The sequence below is a fragment of the Streptomyces sp. bgisy159 genome, assembly GCF_965341775.1.
Lineage (GTDB): Bacteria > Actinomycetota > Actinomycetes > Streptomycetales > Streptomycetaceae > Streptomyces.
On sequence record NZ_CBDQZH010000025.1, the window covers coordinates 35,087 to 60,685 of the forward strand.

Genomic DNA, 25,599 nt, shown 5'->3' on the forward strand with positions numbered 1-25,599 from the left:
TGACGGGATCTGACGCGGACCATTGTGGACCGTGGCACTGACAGGACGGGCACGGACCCGATCGCGACCGCCCCGGTCCCGCACGCGGGATCACCTCCCCGCGGCTGCCTGAAGGCTACGCGATCCGCTTTCGGCGTACGTCCGGCGGGAACTTCGCCGACTGTCCGCACGGTTGCATACAGTGACAGGACCGGCAGGAAATCCGCGGTTCGACGACCGCGTCCGCGATCGAAGGGACGTACATGCCCATGGGTCACACGGCCACAGCCCAGGCAGGCTCCGGGGGCCTGACAGCGACCGAGCACCGCCTGGCCAACGGCCTGCGCGTGGTGCTCTCCGAGGACCACCTGACCCCGGTCGCCGCGGTGTGCCTCTGGTACGACGTCGGCTCGCGCCACGAAGTCAAGGGGCGTACCGGTCTGGCTCACCTCTTCGAGCACCTGATGTTCCAGGGCTCCGCCCAGGTGACGGGCAACGGACACTTCGAGCTGGTGCAGGGCGCCGGCGGCTCGCTCAACGGGACCACCAGCTTCGAGCGGACCAACTACTTCGAGACCATGCCGGCCCACCAGCTGGAGCTCGCCCTCTGGCTGGAGGCCGACCGCATGGGCTCCCTGCTGGCCGCCCTGGACGACGAGTCCATGGAGAACCAGCGCGACGTCGTCAAGAACGAGCGCCGCCAGCGCTACGACAACGTCCCCTACGGCACCGCCTTCGAGAAGCTGACCGCCCTGGTCTACCCCGACGGCCACCCCTACCACCACACGCCGATCGGTTCGATGGCCGACCTGGACGCGGCGACCCTGGAGGACGCGCGCGCCTTTTTCCGTACGTACTACGCGCCCAACAACGCCGTCCTGTCCGTCGTCGGCGACATCGACCCCGAGCAGACCCTCGCCTGGATCGAGAAGTACTTCGGTTCCATCCCCGCGCACGACGGCAAGCCCGCCCCGCGCGACGGCTCGCTGCCCGAGGTCATCGGCGAGCAGCTGCGCGAGGTCGTCGAGGAGGAGGTGCCCGCGCGCGCCCTGATGGCCGCCTACCGGCTGCCGCACGACGGCACGCGCGCGTGCGACGCGGCCGACCTCGCCCTGACCGTCCTCGGCGGCGGCGAGTCCTCCCGCCTGTACAACCGGCTGGTGCGCCGCGACCGCAGCGCCGTCGCGGCCGGCTTCGGCCTGCTCCGCCTGGCCGGCGCGCCCTCGCTGGGCTGGCTGGACGTGAAGACCTCCGGCGACGTCGAGGTCCCGGTGATCGAGGCCGCCGTCGACGAGGAGCTGGCCCGGTTCGCCGAGGAGGGCCCCACCGCCGAGGAGATGGAGCGCGCCCAGGCCCAGCTGGAGCGCGAATGGCTGGACCGGCTCGGCACGGTCGCCGGCCGCGCCGACGAACTGTGCCGGTACGCGGTGCTGTTCGGCGACCCGCAGCTCGCCCTGACCGCTGTCCGGCGCGTGCTGGAGATCACCCCGCAGGAGGTGCGGGAGGTCGCCCAGGCCCGCCTGCGCCCCGACAACCGCGCGGTACTCGTCTACGAGCCGCTCGCCCCGCAGCACGTCGAGACCGCCGAGGACGTCGCGGGCACCGAAGACCCGGAGTCCGCGGCCACCGTGGAAGCCGACGAGACCCAGGAGAGCGCCAAGTGACCGAGCTCGCCACGATGGACTTCCACCCCCGGCCCCAGGCCGGCGAGGCCAGGCCGTGGGCGTTCCCGGCCCCGGAGCGCACCGCGCTCGGCAACGGCCTGACCGTCCTGCACTGCCACCGCCCCGGCCAGCAGCTCGTCGCCGTCGAGGTCCTCCTCGACGCGCCGCTGGACGCCGAGCCGGCCGGCCTCGACGGCGTCGCCACGATCATGGCGCGGGCCTTCTCCGAGGGCACCGACAAGTACTCCGCCGAGGAGTTCGCCGCCGAACTGGAACGCTGCGGGGCGACCCTCGACGCGCACGCCGACCACCCGGGCGTCCGCCTCAGCCTGGAAGTGCCGGTCTCCCGGCTGCACAAGGCGCTCGGGCTGCTCTCCGACGCCCTCAGGGCGCCCGCCTTCGCCGACAGCGAGGTCGAGCGCCTGGTGCGCAACCGCCTCGACGAGATCCCGCACGAGCTGGCCAACCCCTCCCGGCGGGCCGCCAAGGAGCTGTCCAGGGAGCTGTTCCCGGCGACCGCGCGCATGTCCCGGCCCCGGCAGGGCACCGCCGAGACCGTCGAGGCGATCGACTCGTCCGCGGTCCGCGCCTTCTACGAGCGGCACGTCCGGCCCGCCACGGCCACGGCCGTCGTGGTCGGCGACCTCACCGGGGTCGACCTCGCCGGGCTCCTCGGTGACACCCTGGGCACCTGGACCGGCTCGGCCGGCGAGCCCCGGCCGGTGCCACCGGTGACCGCGGACGACACCGGCCGCGTGATCATCGTGGACCGTCCCGGTGCCGTGCAGACCCAGTTGCTCATCGGCCGGGTCGGCCCCGACCGGCACGACCGGGTGTGGCCCGCCCAGGTGCTCGGCACGTACTGCCTGGGCGGCACCCTCACCTCGCGCCTGGACCGTGTGCTGCGCGAGGAGAAGGGCTACACGTACGGGGTGCGCTCCTTCGCCCAGGTGCTGCGCTCCGCGCCCGACGGTTCCGGTGCCGCCATGCTCGCCATCAGCGGCTCGGTCGACACCCCGAACACCGGACCGGCCCTCGCCGACCTGTGGACGGTGCTGCGCACCCTCGCAGCGGGCGGCCTCACCGACGCCGAGCGCGACGTGGCCGTGCAGAACCTCGTCGGGGTGGCCCCGCTGAAGTACGAGACCGCCGCCGCCGTCGCGGGCACGCTCGCCGACCAGGTCGAGCAGCACCTGCCCGACGACTACCAGGCGACGCTCTACCGGCAGCTCGCCGCCACCGGCACGGTCGAGGCCACCGCGGCGGCCGTGAGCGCCTTCCCGGTGGACCGGCTGGTGACCGTCCTCGTGGGCGACGCCGCGCAGATCAAGGAGCCGGTGGAGGCCCTGGGAATCGGCGCGGTGAAGGTCGTGCCCGCCGAGTAGCTCCCTGCCGAGCGGCGACACCGCCGTACGCGCGTGTGCGGGGGCCCTGGCGGCGGAGACGACACCAGGGCCCCACGCCGTCCTGACACCCGAGCTCCGGATATCCGAGGGGCGGATGCCCGGAGTTCGGATACCAGAGGTCCGGATGTCCGAATTGGGGGAGAGGTTGCCCGTCTGCCCTGTGGCATGCGCTACAAAAGTCCGCATCCGTTTGGGAATCGAAGGTCACCGCCTCTAGCGTCGTCCGGGCTGTTCGTCAGGCAGTGCGCCGCACCCGCGGCACCGGACAGTCATCGCCGAGTCCCCGTACGGCGCGAGCCAGGGGAGCCGGGGACCCAACGCAGTCGTCCCTGGGGTGCATCGGGCGCCCGCGCGTGTCGCGAGGGGCCCGTAGGAGACCTTCCTGCTCCGAACCCTCCCCCTGTGCCCGAAGGGCCTGGGGGTACCCCCACCGCTAACCCGGTAGGCGAGACGGAAGGAAAGGACCGCTCGACCATATGGCGTTCAACTGCGCCACCGGGAAGCACCGTCGCCCCAGCCGGATGCAGCGCACCACCGCCCGCGCGGCGGGCATCGCGGCGCTCACCACCACCGGCGTCATGGCCACCGTGACCACCCCCGCGCTCGCCGCGGAGACCTCCGCCGAGCAGACCGGGCTGACCCCCGTCCTCACGGTCAACGACGATGTCGCCGAGCAGATCGACGACCAGGCCACGGCCCAGTGGCAGGCCGCCGAGGCCGAGGTGGCCCGCCAGAAGGCGGCGGCCAAGGCCAAGGCCGAGCGGGAAGCCGCGGCGCGCGCCGCCCGTGAGGCCGAGCGCCGGCGCCTGAACGCCTTCGTGTCGCCGGTCAACGGCTCCTACGTCTCCACGGGTTACCGCTCCGGCGGCTCCCTGTGGTCCTCGGGCAGCCACACCGGCATCGACTTCCACGCCGCGAGCGGCACACCCGTCCACGCGGTCGGCCTCGGGACCGTCGTGGAGGCGGGCTGGGGCGGCGCCTACGGCTACCAGGTCGTGATCCGGATGAACGACGGCACGTACACCCAGTACGGCCACCTGTCGTCCATCGGCGTGGCGGTCGGCGAGCAGGTCGCCCCGGGCCGGCGGATCGGCCTGTCCGGCGCCACGGGCAACGTCACCGGACCGCACCTCCACTTCGAGGCCCGCACCACCCCCGAGTACGGCTCGGACATCGACCCCGTCGCCTATCTCCGCAAGCACGGCGTCGCTGTCTGACGACCACGACCGGCCGGACCGTCCGAGACGCACGACAGCACGGACCGTCCGAGACGCACGACAGGACGTACGGCCCCGGCTCATCGAGCCGGGGCTTTCGCCGTTTCACGGGGCCTGTTGTCCAAAAAATATCCCTGGATTCCGGGCTGCCATCGGATATTGCCGTCCATTGCATTAGAGTCGCTCACCACACGTCAATCGTCGACGTTTCACGGGGATTAATGCGGAGGTCGGTCATGCGCATTCCGGCGCACTCGGTGTGCACGGCCATCCGGGACGACATCGTCGCGGGTGTCCACGAGCGCGGCAGCCGGCTCACCGAGGAAGTCCTGGCCCGCCGCTACGGCGTCTCGCGCGTCCCCGTGCGCGAGGCACTGCGCACCCTGGAGGCGGAGGGGTTCGTCGTCACCCGGCGCCACGCGGGAGCGTGCGTGGCGGAACCGACCGAGCAGGAGGCCGCCGATCTGCTGGAGATGCGGATGCTCCTGGAGCCGTTCGGTGCCTCCCGGGCCGCCCAGCGGCGCACCGAGGCGCACCTGAAGGTCCTGCGCGGCCTCGTCCGGCTGGGCCAGGAGCGCGCCAGGCGCGGCAGCAGCGACGATCTGCGCTCCCTGGGCGGCTGGTTCCACGAGACGCTCGCCCAGGCCACCGGCAGCCACGCCCTGACCTCGACGCTCACCCAGCTGCGCCACAAGATCGCCTGGATGTACACGGTGGAGGCGCCGGCCAGTCCGGTGGACTCCTGGGCGGAGCACGGTGCGATCGTGGACGCGGTGGCGCGCGGCGACGGGGAGCGGGCGCGGGCGCTCACGGCGCTGCACACCGAGCGCACCCACCCGGCGCACCGGCTGCGCTTTCCGGGCGGTGACCGCGCGGACCGTGTGAGGACTTCGCAACATGCCGTAAACATCCCCGGCCTGCGGCATTAACACGAGCACCGTATACAAAGAAGAGATATTCGGTGGGCGGGTATTCCCGCTGCCTTTTCGGTGCGCCCCGTGAATTCACGGTCGCGCCCTTTTCGCGTGCCCGTGCGGCCAGGTCTTGAAGCATGCGCCCCGGATTTCATCCGACCGTACGGAAAACGGCGAAGCCGCGCCGCCGGACAGGGCGACGCGGCTTCGCGCGCTGCGACAGGTGTCGCGTGAGACGCCGGGAACGGTGCCCGGGCGGACTCAGACGGTCTCGGGAAGCTCCTCCAGCCCCTCGGAGACCAGCTTCGCCAGACGGTCGAGGGCCGCGTCCGCGCCCTCGGCGTCGGAGGTGAGGACGATCTCCTCGCCGCCCTGGGCGCCCAGGCCGAGCACGGCCAGCATGGAGGCCGCGTTGACGGGGGTGCCGTCGGCCTTGGCGATCGTCACGGGGACCCCTGCGGCCGTGGCGGCCTGGACGAAGATGGAAGCGGGGCGGGCGTGGAGGCCCTCGGCCCAGCCGACGTTGACGCGGCGCTCAGCCATGTGATGCTGCCCTTCAGTTTCTCAGGGTTGTCTAGACCAGTGTTCCACATCGTGACGCGTGCCCGGAGGGGTCCTGTGGCCCCCCCGGCGGTGACCGTCGGGCCGCGGCCTCGGCCCGACGAGCGTCCTCCACAGACTGCCTCGCGCCGTTGTCGTACGCGAGCCGTACTCTGGGCCCCATGCAGAGCGCGACGGACCGGCAGGAGTACCCCGCCCACTGGGAAGCCGACGTGGTGCTGCGCGACGGCGGTGCCGCGCGCATTCGCCCGATCACCGTCGACGACGCCGAGCGCCTGGTCAGCTTCTACGAGCAGGTCTCGGACGAGTCGAAGTACTACCGCTTCTTCGCGCCCTACCCGCGCCTGTCCGCCAAGGACGTCCACCGCTTCACGCACCACGACTTTGTGGACCGGGTGGGACTCGCGGCCACGATCGGCGGCGAGTTCATCGCCACCGTACGCTATGACCGCATCGGCGCCGACGGGACGCCCGCCTCCGCGCCCGCCGACGAGGCCGAGGTCGCCTTCCTCGTCCAGGACGCGCACCAGGGCCGCGGTGTCGCCTCCGCGCTCCTGGAGCACATCGCGGCCGTCGCCCGCGAGCGCGACATCCGACGCTTCGCCGCCGAGGTGCTCCCCGCCAACACCAAGATGATCAAGGTGTTCACGGACGCCGGGTACACCCAGAAGCGCAGCTTCGAGGACGGCGTCGTACGCCTGGAGTTCGACCTCGAACCGACCGAGCGCTCCCTCGCCGTGCAGCGCGCGCGGGAGCAGCGCGCCGAGGGCCGCTCCGTACGGCGCCTGCTGATGCCCGGCTCGGTCGCCGTCGTCGGCACCGGCCGCGCACCCGGCGGCGTCGGTCGCGGCATCCTCGACAACATCAAGGACGCGGGCTACACCGGGCGCCTGTACGCCGTGAACAAGGCTTTCCCCGCCGACCTGGCGGAACTCGACGGCGTACCCGCCCGCCGCTCCGTGCGCGAGATCGACGGCCCGGTCGACCTCGCGGTCGTCGCCGTCCCCGCCGAGCGCGTGCCCGACGTCGTCACCGAGTGCGGCGAGCACGGCGTCCAAGGCCTGGTCGTGGTCTCCGCCGGGTACGCCGAGAGCGGCCCCGAGGGCCGTGAGCGCCAGCGCGCCCTGGTCCGCCACGCGCGCGCGTACGGCATGCGCATCCTCGGCCCCAACTCCTTCGGCGTCATCAACACCTCGCCCGAGGTGCGGCTGAACGCCTCCCTCGCACCCGAGCTGCCCCGCCCCGGCCGCATCGGCCTGTTCGCCCAGTCCGGCGCCATCGGCATCGCCCTGCTGTCCCGGCTGCACCGGCGCGGCGGCGGCGTCACCGGCGTCACGGGTGTGTCGACCTTCGTCTCCTCCGGCAACCGCGCGGACGTCTCCGGCAACGACGTCCTGCAGTACTGGTACGACGACCCGGACACCGACGTCGCCCTGATGTACCTGGAGTCCATCGGCAACCCGCGCAAGTTCACCCGCCTCGCCCGGCGCACCGCCGCCGTCAAACCCCTCGTCGTCGTCCAGGGCGCCGCGCCCCAGGGCCACGCCGTGCGGGCCACGCGGCTGCCGCACGGCACCGTGTCCGCCCTGCTCGGGCAGGCCGGGGTGCTGCGCGTCGACACCATCACCGAACTCGTCGACACCGGCCTGCTGCTCGCCCGGCAGCCCCTGCCCGGCGGGCCGCGCGTGGCCATCCTCGGCAACTCCGAGTCCCTCGGCGTGCTCACCTACGACGCCTGCCTCTCCGCCGGGCTGCGACCGCAGCCCCCGCGGGACCTGACCACCCAGGCGTCGGCCGGAGACTTCCACGCGGCGCTGGCGCACGCGCTGGCCGACGACACGTGCGACGCGGTCGTGGTGACGGCGATCCCCGCCATCGGCGAGGCGTCGCCGGACGACGCGGAACTCGCGGAGGCGCTGCGCTCGGCGGCCGAGGCCGTGCCGGGCAAGCCGGTCCTGGTCGTCCACGTGGAGCTGGGCGGACTGGCCGGCGCGCTCTCCGCGGCCGCGAGCACCGCGCCCCCGGCCACCCGGCCGGGCATGCCCCTGCCCGACCGACAGCCGACCGCCGTGCCCCGGCACGACTCCCACCGGACCCCGCAGCCGGCCACGGAAGGTCCGCCCGCCGCGGCCGCCGACCCGCAGCCGACCGCCGGGTCCGACCGGCCCGCCCCCCGCCTCATCCCCGCCTACCCCGCCGCGGAACGCGCGGTGCGCGCGCTCGCCGAGGCCGTCAAGTACGCGCAGTGGCGGCGCGAGGCCGCCGAGCCCGGCAGGGTGCCCGAGTACGAGGACATCGACGAGAAGGGCGCCGCACGGCTGATCCACGGCCTGCTGGCACGCGGACAGGGCCTCACCCTCGGCACCGACGCCACCCGCGACCTGCTGGGCCACTACGGCATCGAGGTCCGCCCGGCGGTCCTCGCCCGCACCCCCGACGACGCCGCACGGGCCGCCGCCGGCCTCGGCTACCCGGTCGCCCTGAAAGCCACCGCCCCGCACCTGCGCCACCGCGCCGACCTGGGCGGAGTACGGCTCGACCTCGCCGACGAGGACCAGCTGCGCCGCGCGTACGGAGAGCTGACCGAGCTGTTCGGGCCGCCGCAGGAGCTGCGTCCGGTAGTCCAGGCGATGGCTCCGCGCGGTGTCGACACCGTCGTACGCGCCGTGATCGACCCGGCGGCCGGGGCCGTGCTCTCCTTCGGCCTCGCGGGCGCCGCCTCCCAGCTCCTCGACGACATGGCCCACCGCCTGATCCCGGTCACCGACCGCGACGCCACCTCGCTCGTCCGGTCGATCCGCACCGCGCCCCTGCTGTTCGGCTGGCGCGGTTCCACCCCCGTCGACACCCCCGCCCTGGAGGAACTGCTGCTGCGCGTGTCCCGCCTGGTCGACGACCACCCCGAGGTCGTGGCCGTCACCCTGGAACCGGTCGTCGTCGCCCCCCACGGCCTCACCGTCCTCGGCGCCTCGGTACGGCTGGCCCCGCCCCCCGCCCGCGACGACCTCGGCCCGCGCACCCTCCCGCTGTACTGAGCGGCGCGAGCGGTCCCTCGCAGTCAGCGGGTCCCCGTAGGATGGACGGCATGGCCAAGACCAGTACGACGACCCAGGGGCTGCGTGCGGCGATCGAACGCAGCGGCTACTACCCGGCCCTCGTGGCCGAGGCGGTGGAGGCCGCCGTGGGCGGCGAGCCCATGCGGTCGTACCTGGTCCACCAGGAGACCACGTTCGACCAGAACGAGGTGCGCCGGCACGTGACCGTGCTGGTCCTCACCGCCAACCGGTTCATCGTCAGCCACACCGACGAGCAGGCCGCCGACAGCACCTCCCCGACGCCGTACGCGACCACCTCGACGGAGTCCGTGAAGCTCGACCGCATCTCGTCGGTCGTCGTCAGCCGCGTGGTCGCCAACCCGGAGTCGTACACGCCGGGCACCCTCCCGCGCGAGGTCGTGCTGACCATCGGCTGGGGCGCCGTCTCCCGCATCGACCTGGAACCGGCCGCCTGCGGTGACCCCAACTGCGACGCCGACCACGGCTACACCGGCAACTCCACGGCCGACGACCTCAGCCTGCGCGTCAGCGAGGCCGGTGACGGCCCGGAGACGGTCCGCCAGGCGCTCGCCTTCGCGCAGTCGCTGTCCGAGGCGACCGCGGACCTCACGCGCTGATGGCACAGCCCGCCCCCTGGGAGCACGCCGAACCGCTCACCGTGGCCTCCGCGCCGGTGCCCGCCTACGGCAGCGGCTCCCTCGCCGACCTGCTGCCCACCCTGGCGGCCGGCATGGGCGTCCCCGGCGTCACCCCGGCCATCCCCGAGCTGACCGGAACCGACCGGGCCTGCGTCTTCCTGATCGACGGCCTCGGCTGGGAGCAACTGCGCGCCCATCCGGATGAGGCGCCCTACCTGACCTCGCTGCTGTCCGGCTCCCGCGGCGGCACCGGCCGCCCGATCACCGCCGGCTACCCGGCGACCACCGCGACGTCCCTCGCCTCCGTCGGCACCGGCCTGCCCCCGGGCGCCCACGGCCTGCCCGGCTACACCGTGCGCGATCCGGCGACCGGCGAGCTGATGAACCAGCTGCGCTGGCAGCCGTGGACCGCGCCGGACGCCTGGCAGCCGTACCCCACGGTCTTCCAGCTCGCCCACGACGCGGGCGTGCACGCCGCACAGGTCTCCTCTCCCGCCTTCGCGAACACACCGCTCACCAAGATCGCGCTCAGCGGCGGGACCTTCCACGGCCGGCTGACCGGGGAGGAGCGCATGGACCTCGCCGCCGAGCAGCTCGCCGCCGCCGACCGCGCCCTCGTCTACACGTACTACGCCGAACTCGACGGCGCCGGCCACCGCTACGGCGTCGCCTCCGACACCTGGCGCGGCCAGCTCATGTACGTCGACCGGCTCGTCCAGCGCCTGGCCGAGCAGCTGCCCCCGCGCAGCGCGCTCTACGTCACCGCCGACCACGGCATGATCGACGTGCCCTTCGACGAGGAGCACCGCCTCGACTTCGACCTGGACTGGGAACTGCGCGCCGGCGTCGCCCTGCTCGGCGGCGAGGGCCGCGCCCGCCACGTCTACGCGCTGCCGGGCGCCGAGGGCGACGTGCTGACCTGCTGGCGCGAGGTGCTGGGCGAGCAGTTCTGGGTCGCCTCCAGGGACGAGGCGATCGCGGCGGGTTGGTTCGGACCGCACGTCGACGACCGCGTGTACGCGCGCATCGGCGACGTGGTCGCCGCCGCCTGCGACGACGTGCTGATCATCGCCTCGGAACGGGAGCCGAAGGAGTCCGCCATGGTCGGCAACCACGGTTCCATGACCCCCGACGAGCAGCTGGTCCCCCTGCTCGAAGTACGCTCCTGAACGCCCCCGCGTCCTCGCTCGCCCCTGCCGAAAGGTGCTCACCCCCTCATGCCCGAGCTGGTGTTCTTCTCCGGAACCATGGATTGCGGGAAGTCGACGCTGGCTCTCCAGATCGAGCACAACCGCTCCGCGCGCGGCCTGCAGGGCATGATCTTCACCCGTGACGACCGCGCGGGCCAGGGGAAGCTGTCCTCCCGGCTCGGCCTGGTCACCGACGCCGTGGAGGTCGGGGACGGCCAGGACCTTTACGTCTACCTGGTCGACCACCTCTCCCGGGGCGGCCGAGCCGACTACGTCATCGCCGACGAGGCGCAGTTCCTCGCGGAGGAGCAGATCGACCAGCTCGCGCGCGTGGTCGACGACCTGGGCATCGACGTCTACGCCTTCGGTATCACCACCGACTTCCGCTCCAAGCTGTTCCCCGGCTCCCAGCGCCTCGTCGAACTCGCCGACCGCGTCGAGGTCCTCCAGGTGGAGGCCCTGTGCTGGTGCGGGGCCCGTGCCACCCACAACGCCCGTACGGTGGGTGGGGTCATGGTGGTGGAGGGCGCACAGGTCGTCGTGGGGGACGTCAACCAGGCCGACGCCGTCGGCTACGAGGTGCTGTGCCGCCGCCACCACCGCCGCCGGATGACCGCCGCCTCGGCCCGCGCGGCGGCCCTCTCCCCGGACGTTCTGCCGGTGCAGCGGGCCTGAGGCCTCAGGCCGGGTCCTGGATCAGGGCGAAACGCGCTCCCTCGGGGTCGGAGACGATCGCCACGCGCCCGTGGCCGCTGTCCCGGACCGGCGTGATCACATGGCCGCCCAGCTCGGTGACCCGGGCCAGGGCCGCGTCCGCGTCGGCGACCTCGAAGTACGTGAGCCAGTGCGGTCCCCGGTCGCGCGGCAGCGCGGCGCCCATGCCGTGCACGGCGGCCACCGGCCGGCCGTCGATGCGCAGGGTCACCTGGTCGAAGTCGGCGGACGCCTCCGCCTCCTTCCGCCACTCGTGGCCGAACACCGTCTCGTAGAACTTGACGACGCCCGCCGTGTCGTAGGTCAGCAGCTCGTTCCACACGGGCGTGCCCGGCACGCCGGTGACCCGGGTGCCCACGTGGACCCCCGCCTGCCAGATGCCGAAGACGGCGCCGCACGGGTCGGAGCCGATCGCCAGGCGTCCCGCGTCGGCGGCCTCCAGGGGGCCGACACCGACGGTCCCACCGCACAGCCGCACCGCGTCGGCGGTCGCGTCCACGTCGTCCGAGGCCAGGTACGGGGTCCAGGCGACGGGCAGATGACGGTCCGGGGGAAGTTGGCCGATACCGGCCACCTCATGGCCGTCGAGCACCGCCCGCACGTAGGTGCCGAGTTGCTGCGGACCGGGTCGGAAGGTCCACCCGAACAGTTCGCCGTAGAACTCCTGGGTGGTCGTCAGCCCGTGCACCATCAGGCTCACCCAGCAGGGTGTGCCGGGCGCGTACCGGGCGTGCGCTTCGCCGTCGCGGCCGGCCGACCCACGTGCCTCGGTCATCGTCACTCTCTCCTCGGCCCCTCGCGGTGGCCGTGTCGCTTCCGCCCTGCAGCCCCCGTGCAGATGCTCGCACCCCCGGTGGTGCCACACGTCCCGGGCGCGCCGCCCGTACGGCGGTCTGCGATCGGAGGATGCCCGATGTGTGGTTACCCGTCCGTTTCCGCGCGTCTGCCGACGGATGTCGGTCGGCGGTACTGCATGTGCTCGAACCAGTACGCCTCGTGATCGGGCCTGTCCGGCGGAGCAGAGTAGCCGGACACGGGCGGCGGGGCCACCCCGTGCGCGAGGATGGTGGCCATGAACGCCATCATCTCCGCGACCGAACTCGCGAGCGAACTGACCGGGGTGAACCCGCCGGTCCTGCTCGACGTCCGCTGGCAGCTGAGCCTGGCCAAGGCGGCCGGTGAGCCGCCCTTCGACGGACGCGCGGCCTACGCGGCCGGCCACGTCCCGGGCGCCGTCTACGTCGACCTGGACCGGGAGTTGGCGGGCTCCCCGGGTGCGGCGGGCCGGCATCCGCTGCCCGACCTGGCGGAGTTCGGCGCCGTGATGCGCCGGGCGGGCGTCTCCGCGGCGCGGCCCGTGGTCGTCTACGACGGCGGTCAGGGGTGGGCGGCGGCCCGCGCCTGGTGGATGCTGCGCTGGACGGGTCACCCGGACGTGCGGGTCCTCGACGGCGGGTTGCCGGCGTGGCGGGGCGAACGCTCCGTTGACGTCCCGACGCCCGCCGAGGGGGACTTCGAGCCCGAGCCGGTGCCCGGGGGGCTGCTCGACGCGGACGGGGCGGCCTCGCTGGCCCGGTCCGGAATCCTCCTCGACGCGCGCGCGGGGGAGCGTTACCGCGGCGAGGTGGAGCCGATCGACCGTGTCGGCGGGCACATCCCGGGCGCGGTCTCCGCACCCACCACCGACACGGTGGGTCCGGACGGCCGCTTCCTCCCCGCCCCGGACCTCAGGTCCCACTTCAAGGCGCTGGGCGCCACCGACGACACCGCGGTGGGCGTCTACTGCGGTTCGGGTGTCTCCGGCGCACACGAGGTGCTGGCACTGGCCGTGGCGGGAATCCCGGCGGCGCTGTACGTCGGTTCCTGGTCCGAGTGGTCCTCGGACCCGTCGCGGCCGGTGGCCGTGGGGCCGGATCCGCAGTAGCGGGGCGCGGCATGGGCTGGGTGCCCGGCGAAGGGGTGGTACGGCGTTCTCGAACGGACCGGCGCGTCTTCCCGCGCGGTGCGCCCGGAGGCCGGCACGGCTTCCGGCGACCCGTCAGGGCGGAGTCGGCCGGCTTCCGACGTGGCGTCAGCCGGGCGCCCGCCAAGGCCGTTTCCACGGCCGTCAGCCGCTGTCGGCGCGGCGCGGTACGTCGGCTGCCGTCCCGACCGCATTCGGCCGCTGCCGGCGATCCGGTGCCGGCGGAGGCCGATTGCACGGCCGTCAGCCGTTTTCGGCGCGGTACGTGGGCATGCGGACCCGACCGTCTTGGGCCGCTGCCGACGACCCGGGTGCCTGGCGGACGCCGCGCCGACCGCCTTCGAGCCGATGCCGGCGAGCGGCCCGCTCTCGTGGCGACAGCCCCGCGCCGTGCCGGGGCAGGGTGACCGGTGGGCGGCGAGGCGCGGCGCGACGAGGCCGGTGAGGGGCGCGCCGGTGGACGCGTCCCTCACCGGCCTCGTCGTACGGTCCGCTCCTACTCCTGCTTCTTGCGCCGCGTGCCGAAGACGATCTCGTCCCAGCTCGGCACCGCCGCCCGGCGGCCGGGCCGGACGCCGTCGGCCTCGGCCTGGCGGTCGGTGGAGCCGATCAGGCGGTCGCGGTGGCTGCCGACGGAGCGCGGCATGAGGACGTCCGCGTAGGCGGAGCCGGCGGACGCCGCGGGCGCGGGGGGCTCCTCGGCCTCCGGTTCCTCGACGGCCTCCTCCGGCGTCTCCGCCGGACGTTCGGGTACGACGAGGTCGCCCCGGAAGCTCGGCACCGCCTCCAGCAGACTGGTCAGCGAGTCCCGCTCGCGCTCGCCGCTCTCCTCGGCCGGTTCGGAGGCCTGCGCGGGCAGGCTCGGCCGCTCGCGGTCGAGGGAGCGGTCCAGCGGCCGGTCGCGCGGCAACCGCGCGATACGCGGCACGAACGGAAAGCTGGGCTCCGGCGCGGCGAGGTCGTCGGACTCGCCGATCAGTGACCGCGCCTCGTCGTCGACGGCCTGGACGAGCCGCCGGGGCGGGTCGTAGGTCCAGCTCGCCGAGTGCGGTTCGCCCGCGACCAGGTAGACCAGCAGCACCTCCCAGGTGCCGTCGTCGCGCCGCCAGGAGTCCCACTGGACGGTGTCCTTCTCGGCGCCGCGCAGCAGCAGCCGTTCCTGGACGGCCTCGCCGAGCTGCGGTCCTGCGTTCTCGCCGGGCCGTCGCACCGGGGTCTTGCGGGCCCGCTCGGCCATGAAGGCGCGCTCGGCCAGCACGGGGCCCTCGAAGCGGCGTACGCGGTCGACGGGGATGCCCGCCATCTGCGCGACTTCTTCGGCAGTCGCGCCGGCTCGTATGCGGGCCTGGATGTCGCGGGGGCGGAGATGGCTCTCCACCTCGATCTCGATCTGGCCGAGGCGGGGACGGTCGCCGCGCACGGCGGCGCGGAGCCGTTCGTCGATCGGAAGCGTGTACTCCGTGCTGTCCGCAGCCTTCAGCACCAGCCGTGTGCCGTCATTCGAGACGGCCACGACACGCAGTTCGGGCATGGGGACCTCCCGGGTGGTGCCTGCCGACGTCACGTGCGTCGCTGCTTCCGCTAGTCGAGTGTGGCCTGCCCGGGTGCAGCCTGCCACAACCTTGCCGAGTTGCCCGGCGTGTCGGGCGCGGGCCCTGGATCGCCGTTATGGCACGGTTACCTCTTGGCCACGCTAAGTGACCAAGCCTGTCACCCTGTGCAACGAGCCCCCTCTTGGCGGTTCAGGCAGGCTCCGGACACCCTGACGGGAGACCGGACCCAGGGCTCGCAACAGTACTCCATTTGGGCCAGGTGCGTGGATTGGCACGCCGCCCAACTTCTGGCAAGGGCCGCGACTTGGCCGCCCCCTCGGGGGTTCGGCGATCTTGAACGTGGTGCACTTCACGCGAACCACCCAAGCGGAACCGGTGATTTCGTTCGCGCGCCCCCTCCCGGTGCGGGTGGTTGATCAACGTTGACGGCTTCTGAGGTGCCGGTCCTGCTCCGGCGACCGGCGGCGTTCCGACACCTCTTCCAGCGCACGGGCGAGCGGATTCGTGACCCGCCCGCCCGCTACGACCCGAGCACCCTGCGCAAGTAGTCGTTCTGGAACAGGCGGTTCGGGTCCAACCGGTCCCGCAGTGCCGTGAACTCGCCGAAGCGGGGGTAGACGGAGGCGAAGTACTCGGCGTCGCGCGTGTGCACCTTGCCCCAGTGCGGGCGGCCCTCGTACGCGGTGAAGATGCGCTCCGCCGCGGTGAAGTACGCCTGGTAGGCCGTGCCCTTGGCCATGTGGACGGCGATGTAGGCGCTGTCGCGGCCCGACGCCGTGGACAGGGTGATGTCGTCGGCCGGCGCGGTGCGCACCTCGACCGGGAAGCTGATCCGCAGCCCCGAGCGGTCGACCGTCGCCTTCAGTTCGCGCAGCGTCTCGGTGACCGCCTCCCGGGGCACGGCGTACTCCATCTCCACGAACCGCACCCGGCGCGGCGATGTGTACACCTTGTAGGGGATGTCGGTGTAGGTGCGCGCGGACAGGGCCCTGCTGGAGATCCGGGCGATCGCCGGCACCGTGGCGGGTACCGCCCGGCCGACCCACTGGGCCGCCTGGAAGACGCCGTTGGAGAGGAACTCGTCCTCGAGCCAGCCCGCCACGGGCCCCACCGGCCGACGCGGACCCGCACTGCGGTTGTTGCGCTTGGTGTTGGTGCTCCCGGTGTGCGGGAACCAGTAGAACTCGAAGTGCTCGTTCTCGGCCCACAGCTCGTCGAAATCGGCGAGCACCTTCTCGAACGGCATCGGCTCCTCCCGTGCCGTGAGCAGGAAGAGCGGCTCCACGGCGAAGGTGATCGCGGTGATGACGCCGAGGGCGCCGAGGCCGATCCGCGCGGCCGCGAAGACGTCCGGGTTCTCCTCGGCCGAGCAGGTCATGACCGAGCCGTCGGCCGTGACCAGTTCGAGCCCCTTGACCTGTGCGGCCAACGAGCCGGAATCCCGGCCCGTGCCGTGCGTGCCCGTGCTGGTGGCACCGGAGACCGTCTGCTCCATGATGTCGCCCATGTTGGTCAGCGACAGGCCCTCGCGCGCCAAAGCCACGTTGACTCGCTTGAGCGGGGTGCCGGCCTCGACCGTGACCGTCATGGTCTCCCGTTCGACGGCGCGGATACCGGTCAACAGTTGAGGGCGTATCAACACCCCGTCCGTGGTGGCTATGGAGGTGAAGGAGTGGCCGGTGCCGACCGCCTTCACCTTGAGACCGTCCTCGGCGGCCCGCCGCACCTCCGAGGCCAGTTCCTCCACGGAGGCGGGCTCGACCTCCCGCGCGGGGCGGGCGACGACATTGCCTCCCCAGTTACGCCATGTGCCGTTCCTGACGCTCGTCGTGCTGCTCAACGGTGCCTCCCCGAGCCGGAGCCGGCCTGCTGAGCCGGCGGTACCCCAGGAAACCCACCGCCACCGCGACGGCTCCGGCCACCGCCGGAACCCCGTACCCGGCCCGCGCGCCGGCGGCGTCGATCACCCGACCGGCGACCGAGGAACCGAGCGCGACACCGACCGCGAGCCCGGTGCTCACCCAGGTCATGCCCTCGGTCAGTCGCGCGCGTGGTACGTGCTCCTCGATGAGGGACATCGTCGTGATCATCGTGGGTGCGACGGACAGCCCCGCAACGAAGAGCGCCACGGCCAGAAGCGGCAAGTTTCCGACCAGTAGGAGGGGGATCATACTCATGGCCATCATGGACACGCCCAGCAGCCAGCGGCGCTCCGGCGCTCCCGCGAACCGCTGCAGGCCGAACACCGCACCGGCCGCGCAGGAGCCCGCCGCGTACAGCGCCAGGACCACACTCGCGGCCCCCTTGTGGCCGCGCTCGTCGGCGAAGGCCACCGTCACGACGTCGACGGCCCCGAAGATGGTCCCGGTCGCGGTGAAGGTGGCCACCAGCACCCGCAGGGCGGGCGAGCGCAGCGCCGAACCACCGCCGCGCTGCTCGCGCGGGTGGGGGACCGGTTCGGTGGCCCGCTGTGCGGTCAGCCAGAAGACGCCGGCGGCGAGGAAGCAGGCCGCCAGCAGCGGGCCCGCCTCCGGGAACCAGGCCGTGGACAGGCCGATGGAGATGATCGGCCCGAAGACGAAGCACACCTCGTCCACCACGGACTCGAAGGAGTACGCGGTGTGCAGGTGCGGAGTGCCCCGGTACAGGGCCGCCCAGCGTGCGCGGACCATCGCGCCGACGCTGGGCACCGAGCCGATCCCCGCCGCGCAGACGAAGAGCACCCAGTCCGGCGAGCCGAAGTGGGCGCTCAGCAGCAGCCCGGCCGCCGCGGCGAGCGCGACCAGGGTCGCCGGCCGCAGCACCCGGCGCTGGCCGCGCCGGTCCACCAGACGGGAGATCCGCGGGCCCACCGCCGCCGCCGCGAGCGCGATGGTCGCCGCCAGGGCGCCCGCCAGGCCGTAGCGCCCGGTGAGCTGGGAGACCATCGTGACCACGCCGATGCCCATCATCGACAGCGGCATCCGCCCGAGGAGCCCAGCGGCGGAGAACGCCCTGGTGCCGGGTGCGGCGAACAGAGCGCGGTAGGGGCTGGGCACGGGCGTCTCCGGTCGGCTCCGGTCACGCGCGGACGACCGGCGGCACGGCCCGGCGTGAACAGGGATGACTCGTTCGAGTGAACGAGAGCGCCTCGTAAGGTGCGAAGGCGGCCGACATAGCTTACGGGCCGGGCCGTCCGCACGCACCGGGTTTTCGGGGCCTCCCCCGCGCCCGTCAGGTCGACGCCCACCGCCGTCCCCGGCGGACCCGGGCCCGCCGCCCCGCCGTTTCCGGGCTGTCGGTGGCGGGTGGCAGGATCGAGGCATGCCAGACGCGCTCCAAGCCAGCCCCTACGACGCCCTGCTCCTGCTCTCCTTCGGAGGCCCCGAAGGCCCGGACGACGTGGTCCCGTTCCTGGAGAACGTGACGCGCGGGCGCGGCATCCCCAAGGAACGCCTCGAGGAGGTCGGGCAGCACTACTTCGGGTTCGGCGGGGTCAGCCCCATCAACGGCCAGAACCGCGCCCTGCTGGCGGCCCTGCGCAAGGACTTCGCCGACCACGGCCTGGACCTGCCGGTCTACTGGGGCAACCGCAACTGGGCCCCGTACCTCACCGACACGCTGCGCGAGATGGTCGCCGACGGCCGCCGCCGCATCCTGGTCCTCGCCACCAGCGCCTACGCCTCGTACTCCGGCTGCCGGCAGTACCGGGAGAACCTGGCCGACGCGCTGGCGACCCTGGAGGCCGAGGGGCTGCGGCTGCCGCGCGTCGACAAGCTGCGGCACTACTTCAACCACCCCGGCTTCGTCGAACCCATGATCGACGGCGTGCTCCGGTCGCTCGCCGACCTCCCCGACGACGTCCGCGACGGCGCCCACATCGCCTTCTCCACCCACTCCGTCCCGACCGCCGCCGCCGACACCTCCGGTCCGGTCGAGGGCCACGGCGACGGCGGCGCGTACGTGAGGCAGCACCTGGAGGTGGCCCGCCTGATCGCCGACGCCGTCCGTGAGCGCACCGGCGTCGACCACCCCTGGCGACTGGTCTACCAGTCCCGCTCCGGCGCCCCGCACATCCCGTGGCTGGAGCCCGACATCTGCGACCACCTGGAGGAGCGGCACGCCGCGGGTGCTCCGGCGGTGGTCATCGCGCCCATCGGCTTCGTCTCCGACCACATGGAGGTCCTCTACGACCTCGACACCGAGGCGAAGGCGAAGGCCGGGGAACTGGGCCTGCCGATGCGTCGCTCCGCCACCGTCGGCGACGACCCGCGCTTCACCGCCGCGATCCGGGACCTGGTCCTGGAGCGCGCCGCCACCGAGCGCGGCCGGCAGGTCACCCGCTGCGCCCTCGGGACGCTCGGCGCCGACCACGACCTGTGCCCCGTCGGCTGCTGCCCGTCCCGTGCCCCCAAGCCGGCCGCCGCCGGCGCCGACAGCCCCTACGCGTGAGGATCCCGGTGACCGAGCCCCTGCACGACTCCCCGCACGACTCCCTGCACACCGAACTGCTCGCCCTCGCCCAGGAGGCCGCCCGCCGGGCCGGCGCCCTGCTGCGCGACGGCCGCCCCGCCGACCTCGCGGTCGCCGCGACCAAGTCGAGCCCCGTCGACGTGGTCACCGAGATGGACGTCGCCGCCGAGAAACTGATCACCACCCTGATCGCCGAGCGGCGCCCGGACGACGGCTTCCTCGGCGAGGAGGGCGCGACCAGCGAGGGCACCAGCGGCGTCCGCTGGGTGATCGACCCGCTCGACGGCACGGTGAACTACCTCTACGGCCTGCCCACCTGGGCGGTGTCCATCGCCGCCGAGCAGGACGGCGAGACCGTCGTCGGCGTGGTCGAGGTCCCCATGCGCGGCGAGTCGTACCGGGCGGTCCGCGGCGGCGGAGCCTGGGCCACCGGCCCCTGGGAGGGCGAGCGCCGGCTCACGGTCCGCCCCGCGCCCCCGCTGGACCAGGCGCTGGTCTCCACCGGCTTCAACTACGTCGCCGAGGTCCGAGCCCACCAGGCGGAGATCGCCGGGAGGCTGATCCCGCTGCTGCGGGACATCCGGCGCGGCGGCTCGGCCGCGATCGACCTCTGCGACGTGGCCGCCGGCCGGCTCGACGGCTACTACGAGCGCGGGCTGCACCCCTGGGACCTCGCGGCGGGGGACCTCGTCGCCCGGGAAGCGGGCGCCCTGACCGGTGGACGCCCGGGAGAGCGCCCCTCACGCGACCTGGCCATCGCCGCGTCTCCGGGCGTCTACGAGCCCCTCCAGCGGCTACTGGAGGACTTCGGGGCCTGGCACGACTGAGGCCGCCTCCGCCGCCCCGGAGGGCCGGGGCCCTGGCGGCTCCGGCACGGGCGGGACGAGGGCCGTCCCGTCCCGACGCGGGCCGGCCGGCGCGCCCGGTGGGGGCGGGCTCGGTGGGGGCGGCCCAGAGTGACCGGTACGGCCGGGAACGGCCGCGAGCGGCTGCGGCTGCGGCGAGCGAACGCGGTGTGCCGCGCGCGGTGCCGGTGACGGCACGGTACGGGGCGCCGGGGCGCGCCGCGTTGTCCGGCGCGGTAGGGGTGCCTTCGGGCGGTGCCCGGGTCGGCATGGTCCGGGGCCCGTGCAGTGCCGGAGCCGGCACGACCCGGGTCGGCGGGCCGCGCTGTGTGGTCGTGCACTGCGGGTGGCGGGCCGCGCCCTGTGGTCCGGCACGGTGTGCTGCGGCGGGCTGCGGCCGACGCGTGCGGCGTCAGCGGGGCGGCCCGCCGCGCGGGAGGCACCGGGAGGGAGGGCGCCGCCCGGCCCGCCGCACCCGAGGGCCGTCCGCCGTGGCACGCCCCGGACCGCCCGGACAGAGGGCGCCGTGTCCGAGGTGGCCGCGGCCGGCGGCGCGGACCCCACGGGGCGACGACCGCGGGTCGGCCTCGCGGAGGGGCGATCGCCGGCCGTCCCGCCCCAGGACACACGCGAAGGGGCCCCGGCGCTGGATTCGCCGGGGCCCCTGTCGTGCGCACGAGCCGGTCAGACGGTGGGCGCACCGACCTCCACACCGTGTTCGGCGGCGAGACGGTGCAGGTCGTCGAGCTCTGCCTGCTCCACCTCGACGAGGAAGTCGTCGCCCTCGTCACGAGCCCTCGTCAGGTCCGACTCGGTCGCCCTTATGCGCTGCAGAAGTCCTGCGGTGAATGCGTCCATGCTGCGCCCCCTCGTCCTGGGTCGTGGGTCGATGGCACGGGGGTGTGCCGTTTCGGAAGGGGCGATCACGCCTCGACAGGGTGCCCAGCGCAGCCCGGGCTGGGCGGCGGCGGTGCCGGACACCCACGCCCGCTCTGCGGAAAAGCGGATCATCGTGTACCGCATGGTGCTGCGGCACACGCAGAGCGTGATCGCGGGGTGTAAACCGTCCTCCCCCCGCTGTCTTCCGTGGAAACCTCAACCCGCGGAGAAAATCCGTCATTCCCGCGCTCGGATCCCGCCGGTGGGCCGCAGCACCCCGCCTTACTGCCGACTTACGGCCGAAAAGGGCAGGATGGAGGTCCACACCCCAAGCAGACCCCTGCCCGCGCGCGCTCCTGCGGCGCTACGCGGGTGGACACAGGAAGGACAAGCGACGTGCGCGTACTCGTCGTCGAGGACGAGCAGCTGCTCGCCGATGCGGTGGCCACCGGACTGCGCCGGGAGGCCATGGCCGTCGACGTCGTGTACGACGGTGCGGCCGCCCTGGAGCGCATCGGCGTCAACGACTACGACGTGGTCGTCCTCGACCGCGACCTCCCGCTGGTCCACGGCGACGACGTGTGCCGCAAGATCGTCGAGCTGGGCATGCCCACGCGTGTGCTGATGCTCACCGCCTCCGGTGACGTCAGCGACCGTGTCGAGGGCCTGGAGATCGGCGCGGACGACTACCTCCCCAAGCCCTTTGCCTTCAGTGAGCTCATCGCACGCGTGCGTGCCCTCGGCCGGCGTACCAGCATCCCCCTGCCGCCCGTCCTGGAGCGCGCCGGCATCAAGCTCGACCCGAACCGCCGCGAGGTCTTCCGCGACGGCAGGGAGGTGCAGCTGGCGCCGAAGGAGTTCGCCGTCCTGGAGGTGCTGATGCGCTCCGAGGGCGCGGTCGTCTCCGCGGAGCAGCTCCTGGAGAAGGCGTGGGACGAGAACACCGACCCCTTCACCAACGTCGTACGGGTGACCGTCATGACCCTGCGCCGCAAGCTGGGCGAGCCGCCCGTCATCGTCACCGTCCCCGGCTCCGGATACCGGATCTGATCCCCGTGGCCGCGACCCCGGCGCCGCCCCAGGCGCCCCCGAAGCCCACCTGGGACCCACGGCGGCAGGACCCGCCCTTCCCCTGGCTGCGCCCCACCATCCGGATACGGCTCACGCTGCTGTACGGCGGCATGTTCCTGATCGCCGGCATCCTCCTGCTGTCGATCATCTACCTGCTGGCCGCGCAGGCGATCAACACGGGCAACCAGCCCCCGTTCAAGATCGCGGGGGCCAGCGCGCTCAAGGTCACCAGCGACAACTGCCCGGCGATCAACAACGCCGCCACCAACCTCACGCTGACCGACTTCAACGAGGCGATCAGCAGCTGCATCGACCTCCAGCGCCGGCAGGCGCTGGACAACCTCCTCAGCCGCTCCCTCCTCGCCCTGCTCGGGCTCGCGGTGATCGCCTTCGCGTTCGGCTACGCGATGGCCGGCCGCGTGCTGTCCCCGCTCGGCCGGATCACCCGTACCGCGCGCGCGGTCGCCGGATCGGACCTGTCCCGCCGGATCGAGCTGGACGGGCCGGACGACGAGCTGAAGGAGCTGGCCGACACCTTCGACGACATGCTGGAGCGCCTTCAGCGGGCCTTCACCGCCCAGCAGCGCTTCGTCGGCAACGCCTCGCACGAGCTGCGCACGCCGCTGGCGATCAACCGCACCCTGCTGGAGGTGCACCTGTCGGACCCGAACGCGCCGGTGGAGCTGCAGCAGCTCGGCAAGACCCTGCTGGCCACCAACGAGCGCAGCGAACAGCTCGTCGAGGGTCTGCTGCTGCTGGCCCGCAGCGACAACCAGATCGTCGAGCGCAAACCCGTCGACCTCGCGGAGGTGGCCGGTCAGGCCATCGACCAGGTGCACGCCGAGGCGGAGGCCAAGGGCGTGGAGATCCGCGGGGAGCGCGCGACGGCCGTCGTCCAGGGCAACGGCGTCCTGCTGGAGCGCATCGCCCTGAACCTCGTGCAGAACGCCGTGCGCTACAACGTCCCCGAGGGCGGCTGGGTGGAGGTCACCACCGACATCCGGCACGGCCAGGCGGTCCTGGTCGTCTCCAATACCGGTCCGGTCGTGCCGGCGTACGAGATCGACAACCTCTTCGAGCCCTTCCGGCGGCTGCGCACGGAGCGCACCGGCAGCGACAAGGGCGTCGGGCTGGGGCTGTCGATCGTGCGGTCCGTCGCGCGTGCCCACGGCGGGCACATCGCGGCCCAGCCGCGCGACGGGGGAGGGCTCGTGATGCGCGTGACCCTTCCTCTCTGAGATCATGCCGCGACACACACGGGGCTGTTCGCTTTGGGCGGAATTTTCGGACCTGCCGACCCGCCTTCCCGTGTGTGATCGATCACAAGGGCGAATTTCCGGCCATCTACTCTCCGTGATCAAGCAGGCTGCCATAACGCCCGGAAAATCCGGGTTTTCGGGTGTCCTGATCACGGGAAGTACAGGGTGAGACGCCTTTGAACTGCGGCATTGGGACCGTGTACGGTCCGGTTCGCCATCCAAGCCGATCACTCTTGAGGGGTCCGGTTGGGTGTCGATTGAGTAACAGACCTTGATGTGAGGCAAAATCTCCGCCTCAGGTCGGGCACAAGTCCGGCCTCTCACGCGTTACGTGCGCTGGAGACACCGCATACACCCAGAGGGGGAGAGCGACATGGCTACCGACTACGACACTCCACGCAAGACCGACGACGACGTCGACTCCGACAGCCTCGAAGAGCTCAAGGCCCGGCGGAACGACAAGTCCGCCTCGGCTGTCGACGTCGACGAGTTCGAGGCCGCAGAGGGCCTCGAACTGCCGGGCGCCGACCTCTCGAACGAGGAACTGGCGGTTCGAGTGCTGCCCAAGCAGCAGGACGAGTTCACTTGCATGAGCTGCTTCCTGGTGCACCACCGCAGTCAGCTGGCCCGGGAGAAGAACGGTCAGCCGATCTGCCGCGACTGCGACTGAGGCCGGGTCGGCCGTGACTGGCTCGACCCCACCTCGGAAGCGCCGCTTCCGTCCGACGGGAGCGGACAACGGACCGTTCGGCGGTCCTCATCGCATGCGTGACGACGAGCGAGGCTCATCCGGCACGGGAACCTTCCCGGCGGGAGAGGCCTCGCTCGAATCGGTGGGCGGCCGGGGTGACCGCCCGGCACCGGAGGCGACGCCCGATCCCGTCGCCGCCGGGGAGCCCACCACCCACGAGAGGCAGACCGCCCGGGGCAAGGCCGCGGCGGTCCGCAGCACGGCCGCGAGACTGGCCCGGGAAGGCGTCCGCAAGGGCGGCAGCCGAGCCCGGACGGGGCTGACCCACCTCGTGGACCGGATCGTCGAGATCGCCCCCAGGATCCCCGTACGGGACCTTCGGACCTTGCGGGCCCAGTTCCCCGGCCTCACCCCGGAACAGCTCGCCGACAAGCTGGTGGCAGGTGCGGCCGCCGCCACCTCCACCGTGGGCGCCGGCGTCGGCGCGGCCGCGATGCTGCCCGTGCCGCCGGCCATGCCCACCGAGCTGGCCGCGGAGATCACCGGCGTCGCGGCGATCGAACTCAAACTCATCGCCGAACTCCACGAGGTCTACGGCGTACGCCCCGCGGGCAACCTGAAGGACCGCAGCACCGCCTATCTGCGCCAGTGGTCCGGCGAACGCGGGATCGACGTGCTCAAGCCGTCCTCGGTCAACGTCGCGCTGGGTGGCCGGATGAAGCGCGAACTGCGGCAGCAGATCATGAAGCGCATGGTGCGCGACCTGCCGACCCTGACGCCCTTCCTCGTGGGCGCGGCGGTGGGCGCGCTGGTGAACCGGCGCGACACCAAGCGGCTCGCCGCCAGGGTCCGCCGGGACCTGCGCGCCGTCCAGGTGCCCTGGGACGCGCTGCCCGAACTGCCGCCCCTGGAAGCCCCCGCCCACCCGGTGACCCTGCAGGAGATCTCCGGTCTGCCGCGGCAGGGCGGGCCCGACGGCGCGATGCCCGAGTCCGAGCCCGAGTCCGGGGACGCGGACATCGAGAGACCCCTCTGAAGCGGCCGGGGCCCTAGGACCTGCGGGCGGCCTCCAGCGCCTGCGCCAGCCGCTCCGGTTCCCGGGTCGACAGGTACAGGTACGGCGTCGGGTCGTCCGGATCGGTGACCTCGACGCGCAACGCCGTCGGGATGTAGGCGCGCAGCAGCAGGAACGCGCGCGTGTCCGCCTTGTACGTGCGCCAGGCGCGCGCCTCCTCGCCGCTCAGCACCTCGGTGGCACCCAGCGCGCGGACCGGGATCTTCGCCTCACCGGCGATCAGCGAGTCCCCCACCACGCGGATGCGGACCGAGCCGTACGAGCTGGCCACCACGGCCGCCGCCGCGGTCCCGCCGACCAGCCCGCCGAGCAGCGGCAGGGTGCCGAACGGCAGCAGGATCAGGGCGAAGGAGACGCCCACGAGGAAGGACACCAGCCACCACGAGCGGGGGGCGGTGAGGCGTTCTTCGTACGGGGTGGCGGAGAGCTGCATGAGGCCAAGCTTGGCACGGTGCCGGGACCGGGCCGGGAC

Annotated in this window: 22 protein-coding genes; 15 read left to right on the forward strand and 7 right to left on the reverse strand. The window is 73.0% G+C overall.

The features are described from left to right. Positions 1-242: 242 nt before the first annotated feature. The 4 genes from ACSLTV_RS23000 (at position 243) to ACSLTV_RS23015 (ending at position 5,195) form a co-directional block, all read left to right on the forward strand. The gene (locus ACSLTV_RS23000; RefSeq protein ID WP_432136321.1) at positions 243-1,643 is read left to right on the forward strand and encodes a M16 family metallopeptidase; all 1,401 of its coding nucleotides are present in this window, start codon (positions 243-245) and stop codon (positions 1,641-1,643) included. Beyond that, positions 1,640-3,028, forward strand: a complete 1,389-nt coding sequence (locus ACSLTV_RS23005; RefSeq protein ID WP_432136322.1) for a M16 family metallopeptidase — start codon at positions 1,640-1,642, stop codon at positions 3,026-3,028. The genes ACSLTV_RS23000 and ACSLTV_RS23005 overlap by 4 nt, the downstream gene beginning before the upstream one ends. A gap of 497 nt (positions 3,029-3,525) precedes the next feature. Continuing rightward, complete coding sequence (locus tag ACSLTV_RS23010) at positions 3,526-4,266, forward strand: M23 family metallopeptidase (RefSeq protein ID WP_432136323.1); 741 nt, start codon at positions 3,526-3,528, stop codon at positions 4,264-4,266. 236 nt (positions 4,267-4,502) lie between these two features. Beyond that, positions 4,503-5,195 (forward strand): GntR family transcriptional regulator, encoded by a 693-nt coding sequence (locus ACSLTV_RS23015; RefSeq protein ID WP_432136324.1) that lies wholly within the window; start codon positions 4,503-4,505, stop codon positions 5,193-5,195. A gap of 246 nt (positions 5,196-5,441) precedes the next feature. On the opposite strand, the gene ACSLTV_RS23020 is transcribed toward ACSLTV_RS23015, so the two are convergent. Continuing rightward, a complete protein-coding gene (locus ACSLTV_RS23020) occupies positions 5,442-5,723 on the reverse strand; it encodes an HPr family phosphocarrier protein (protein WP_435612805.1) in 282 nt (93 codons plus the stop codon). Positions 5,724-5,902: 179 nt separating this feature from the next. Here ACSLTV_RS23020 and ACSLTV_RS23025 point away from each other — a divergent pair, with 179 nt between their 5' ends. Genes ACSLTV_RS23025 through ACSLTV_RS23040 form a run of 4 tightly spaced genes read left to right on the forward strand, consistent with a single transcriptional unit; the run spans position 5,903 to position 11,300 of the window. Continuing rightward, positions 5,903-8,776: a GNAT family N-acetyltransferase gene (locus ACSLTV_RS23025; RefSeq protein WP_432157296.1), complete on the forward strand. Its 2,874-nt coding sequence runs from the start codon at positions 5,903-5,905 to the stop codon at positions 8,774-8,776. A gap of 41 nt (positions 8,777-8,817) precedes the next feature. Continuing rightward, the gene (locus ACSLTV_RS23030) at positions 8,818-9,414 is read left to right on the forward strand and encodes a DUF5998 family protein (RefSeq protein ID WP_432157295.1); all 597 of its coding nucleotides are present in this window, start codon (positions 8,818-8,820) and stop codon (positions 9,412-9,414) included. Next, positions 9,414-10,604, forward strand: coding sequence for an alkaline phosphatase family protein (locus tag ACSLTV_RS23035; protein WP_435612806.1), 1,191 nt, complete (start codon positions 9,414-9,416; stop codon positions 10,602-10,604). The genes ACSLTV_RS23030 and ACSLTV_RS23035 overlap by 1 nt, the downstream gene beginning before the upstream one ends. A gap of 48 nt (positions 10,605-10,652) precedes the next feature. Next, positions 10,653-11,300: a thymidine kinase gene (locus tag ACSLTV_RS23040; protein WP_432136329.1), complete on the forward strand. Its 648-nt coding sequence runs from the start codon at positions 10,653-10,655 to the stop codon at positions 11,298-11,300. Between the two features lie 4 nt (positions 11,301-11,304). Here ACSLTV_RS23040 and ACSLTV_RS23045 read toward each other — a convergent pair whose 3' ends face one another. Further along, on the reverse strand, positions 11,305-12,114 hold the full coding sequence (locus ACSLTV_RS23045; protein WP_432136330.1) for a VOC family protein: 810 nt from the start codon (positions 12,112-12,114) through the stop codon (positions 11,305-11,307). A 297-nt stretch (positions 12,115-12,411) separates the two neighbouring features. Between ACSLTV_RS23045 and ACSLTV_RS23050 the strand changes: the two genes are divergently transcribed. Next, complete coding sequence (locus tag ACSLTV_RS23050) at positions 12,412-13,263, forward strand: sulfurtransferase (protein WP_432157293.1); 852 nt, start codon at positions 12,412-12,414, stop codon at positions 13,261-13,263. A 535-nt stretch (positions 13,264-13,798) separates the two neighbouring features. On the opposite strand, the gene sepH is transcribed toward ACSLTV_RS23050, so the two are convergent. From sepH to ACSLTV_RS23065, 3 genes are all read right to left on the reverse strand, one after another. Next, complete coding sequence (gene sepH, locus ACSLTV_RS23055) at positions 13,799-14,833, reverse strand: septation protein SepH (protein WP_432136332.1); 1,035 nt, start codon at positions 14,831-14,833, stop codon at positions 13,799-13,801. A 542-nt stretch (positions 14,834-15,375) separates the two neighbouring features. Then, positions 15,376-16,695 (reverse strand): D-arabinono-1,4-lactone oxidase, encoded by a 1,320-nt coding sequence (locus ACSLTV_RS23060; protein ID WP_432136333.1) that lies wholly within the window; start codon positions 16,693-16,695, stop codon positions 15,376-15,378. After that, on the reverse strand, positions 16,655-17,893 hold the full coding sequence (locus ACSLTV_RS23065) for an MFS transporter (RefSeq protein WP_432136334.1): 1,239 nt from the start codon (positions 17,891-17,893) through the stop codon (positions 16,655-16,657). Before ACSLTV_RS23065 ends, ACSLTV_RS23060 begins: the two co-directional genes overlap by 41 nt. 265 nt (positions 17,894-18,158) lie before the next feature. Here ACSLTV_RS23065 and ACSLTV_RS23070 point away from each other — a divergent pair, with 265 nt between their 5' ends. Continuing rightward, entirely contained in the window at positions 18,159-19,286 is a 1,128-nt protein-coding gene (locus tag ACSLTV_RS23070; protein WP_432136335.1) for a ferrochelatase, read from the forward strand. Between the two features lie 8 nt (positions 19,287-19,294). Beyond that, entirely contained in the window at positions 19,295-20,134 is an 840-nt protein-coding gene (locus ACSLTV_RS23075) for an inositol monophosphatase family protein (RefSeq protein WP_432136336.1), read from the forward strand. 702 nt (positions 20,135-20,836) lie between these two features. On the opposite strand, the gene ACSLTV_RS23080 is transcribed toward ACSLTV_RS23075, so the two are convergent. Beyond that, positions 20,837-21,010 (reverse strand): hypothetical protein, encoded by a 174-nt coding sequence (locus ACSLTV_RS23080; protein WP_432136337.1) that lies wholly within the window; start codon positions 21,008-21,010, stop codon positions 20,837-20,839. Between the two features lie 417 nt (positions 21,011-21,427). Here ACSLTV_RS23080 and ACSLTV_RS23085 point away from each other — a divergent pair, with 417 nt between their 5' ends. The 4 genes from ACSLTV_RS23085 (at position 21,428) to ACSLTV_RS23100 (ending at position 25,088) form a co-directional block, all read left to right on the forward strand. After that, on the forward strand, positions 21,428-22,081 hold the full coding sequence (locus ACSLTV_RS23085) for a response regulator transcription factor (RefSeq protein ID WP_432136338.1): 654 nt from the start codon (positions 21,428-21,430) through the stop codon (positions 22,079-22,081). A gap of 5 nt (positions 22,082-22,086) precedes the next feature. Beyond that, positions 22,087-23,340, forward strand: coding sequence for a sensor histidine kinase (locus tag ACSLTV_RS23090; protein WP_432136339.1), 1,254 nt, complete (start codon positions 22,087-22,089; stop codon positions 23,338-23,340). Between the two features lie 394 nt (positions 23,341-23,734). Continuing rightward, positions 23,735-24,031 carry a DUF4193 domain-containing protein gene (locus ACSLTV_RS23095; protein ID WP_003993510.1) on the forward strand — a complete coding sequence of 99 codons (297 nt, stop codon included), beginning with the start codon at positions 23,735-23,737 and terminating at the stop codon, positions 24,029-24,031. A 13-nt stretch (positions 24,032-24,044) separates the two neighbouring features. Next, positions 24,045-25,088 carry a hypothetical protein gene (locus ACSLTV_RS23100; RefSeq protein WP_435612807.1) on the forward strand — a complete coding sequence of 348 codons (1,044 nt, stop codon included), beginning with the start codon at positions 24,045-24,047 and terminating at the stop codon, positions 25,086-25,088. Positions 25,089-25,101: 13 nt separating this feature from the next. Here ACSLTV_RS23100 and ACSLTV_RS23105 read toward each other — a convergent pair whose 3' ends face one another. Beyond that, entirely contained in the window at positions 25,102-25,560 is a 459-nt protein-coding gene (locus tag ACSLTV_RS23105) for a DUF3093 domain-containing protein (protein WP_432136341.1), read from the reverse strand. Positions 25,561-25,599: the final 39 nt, after the last annotated feature.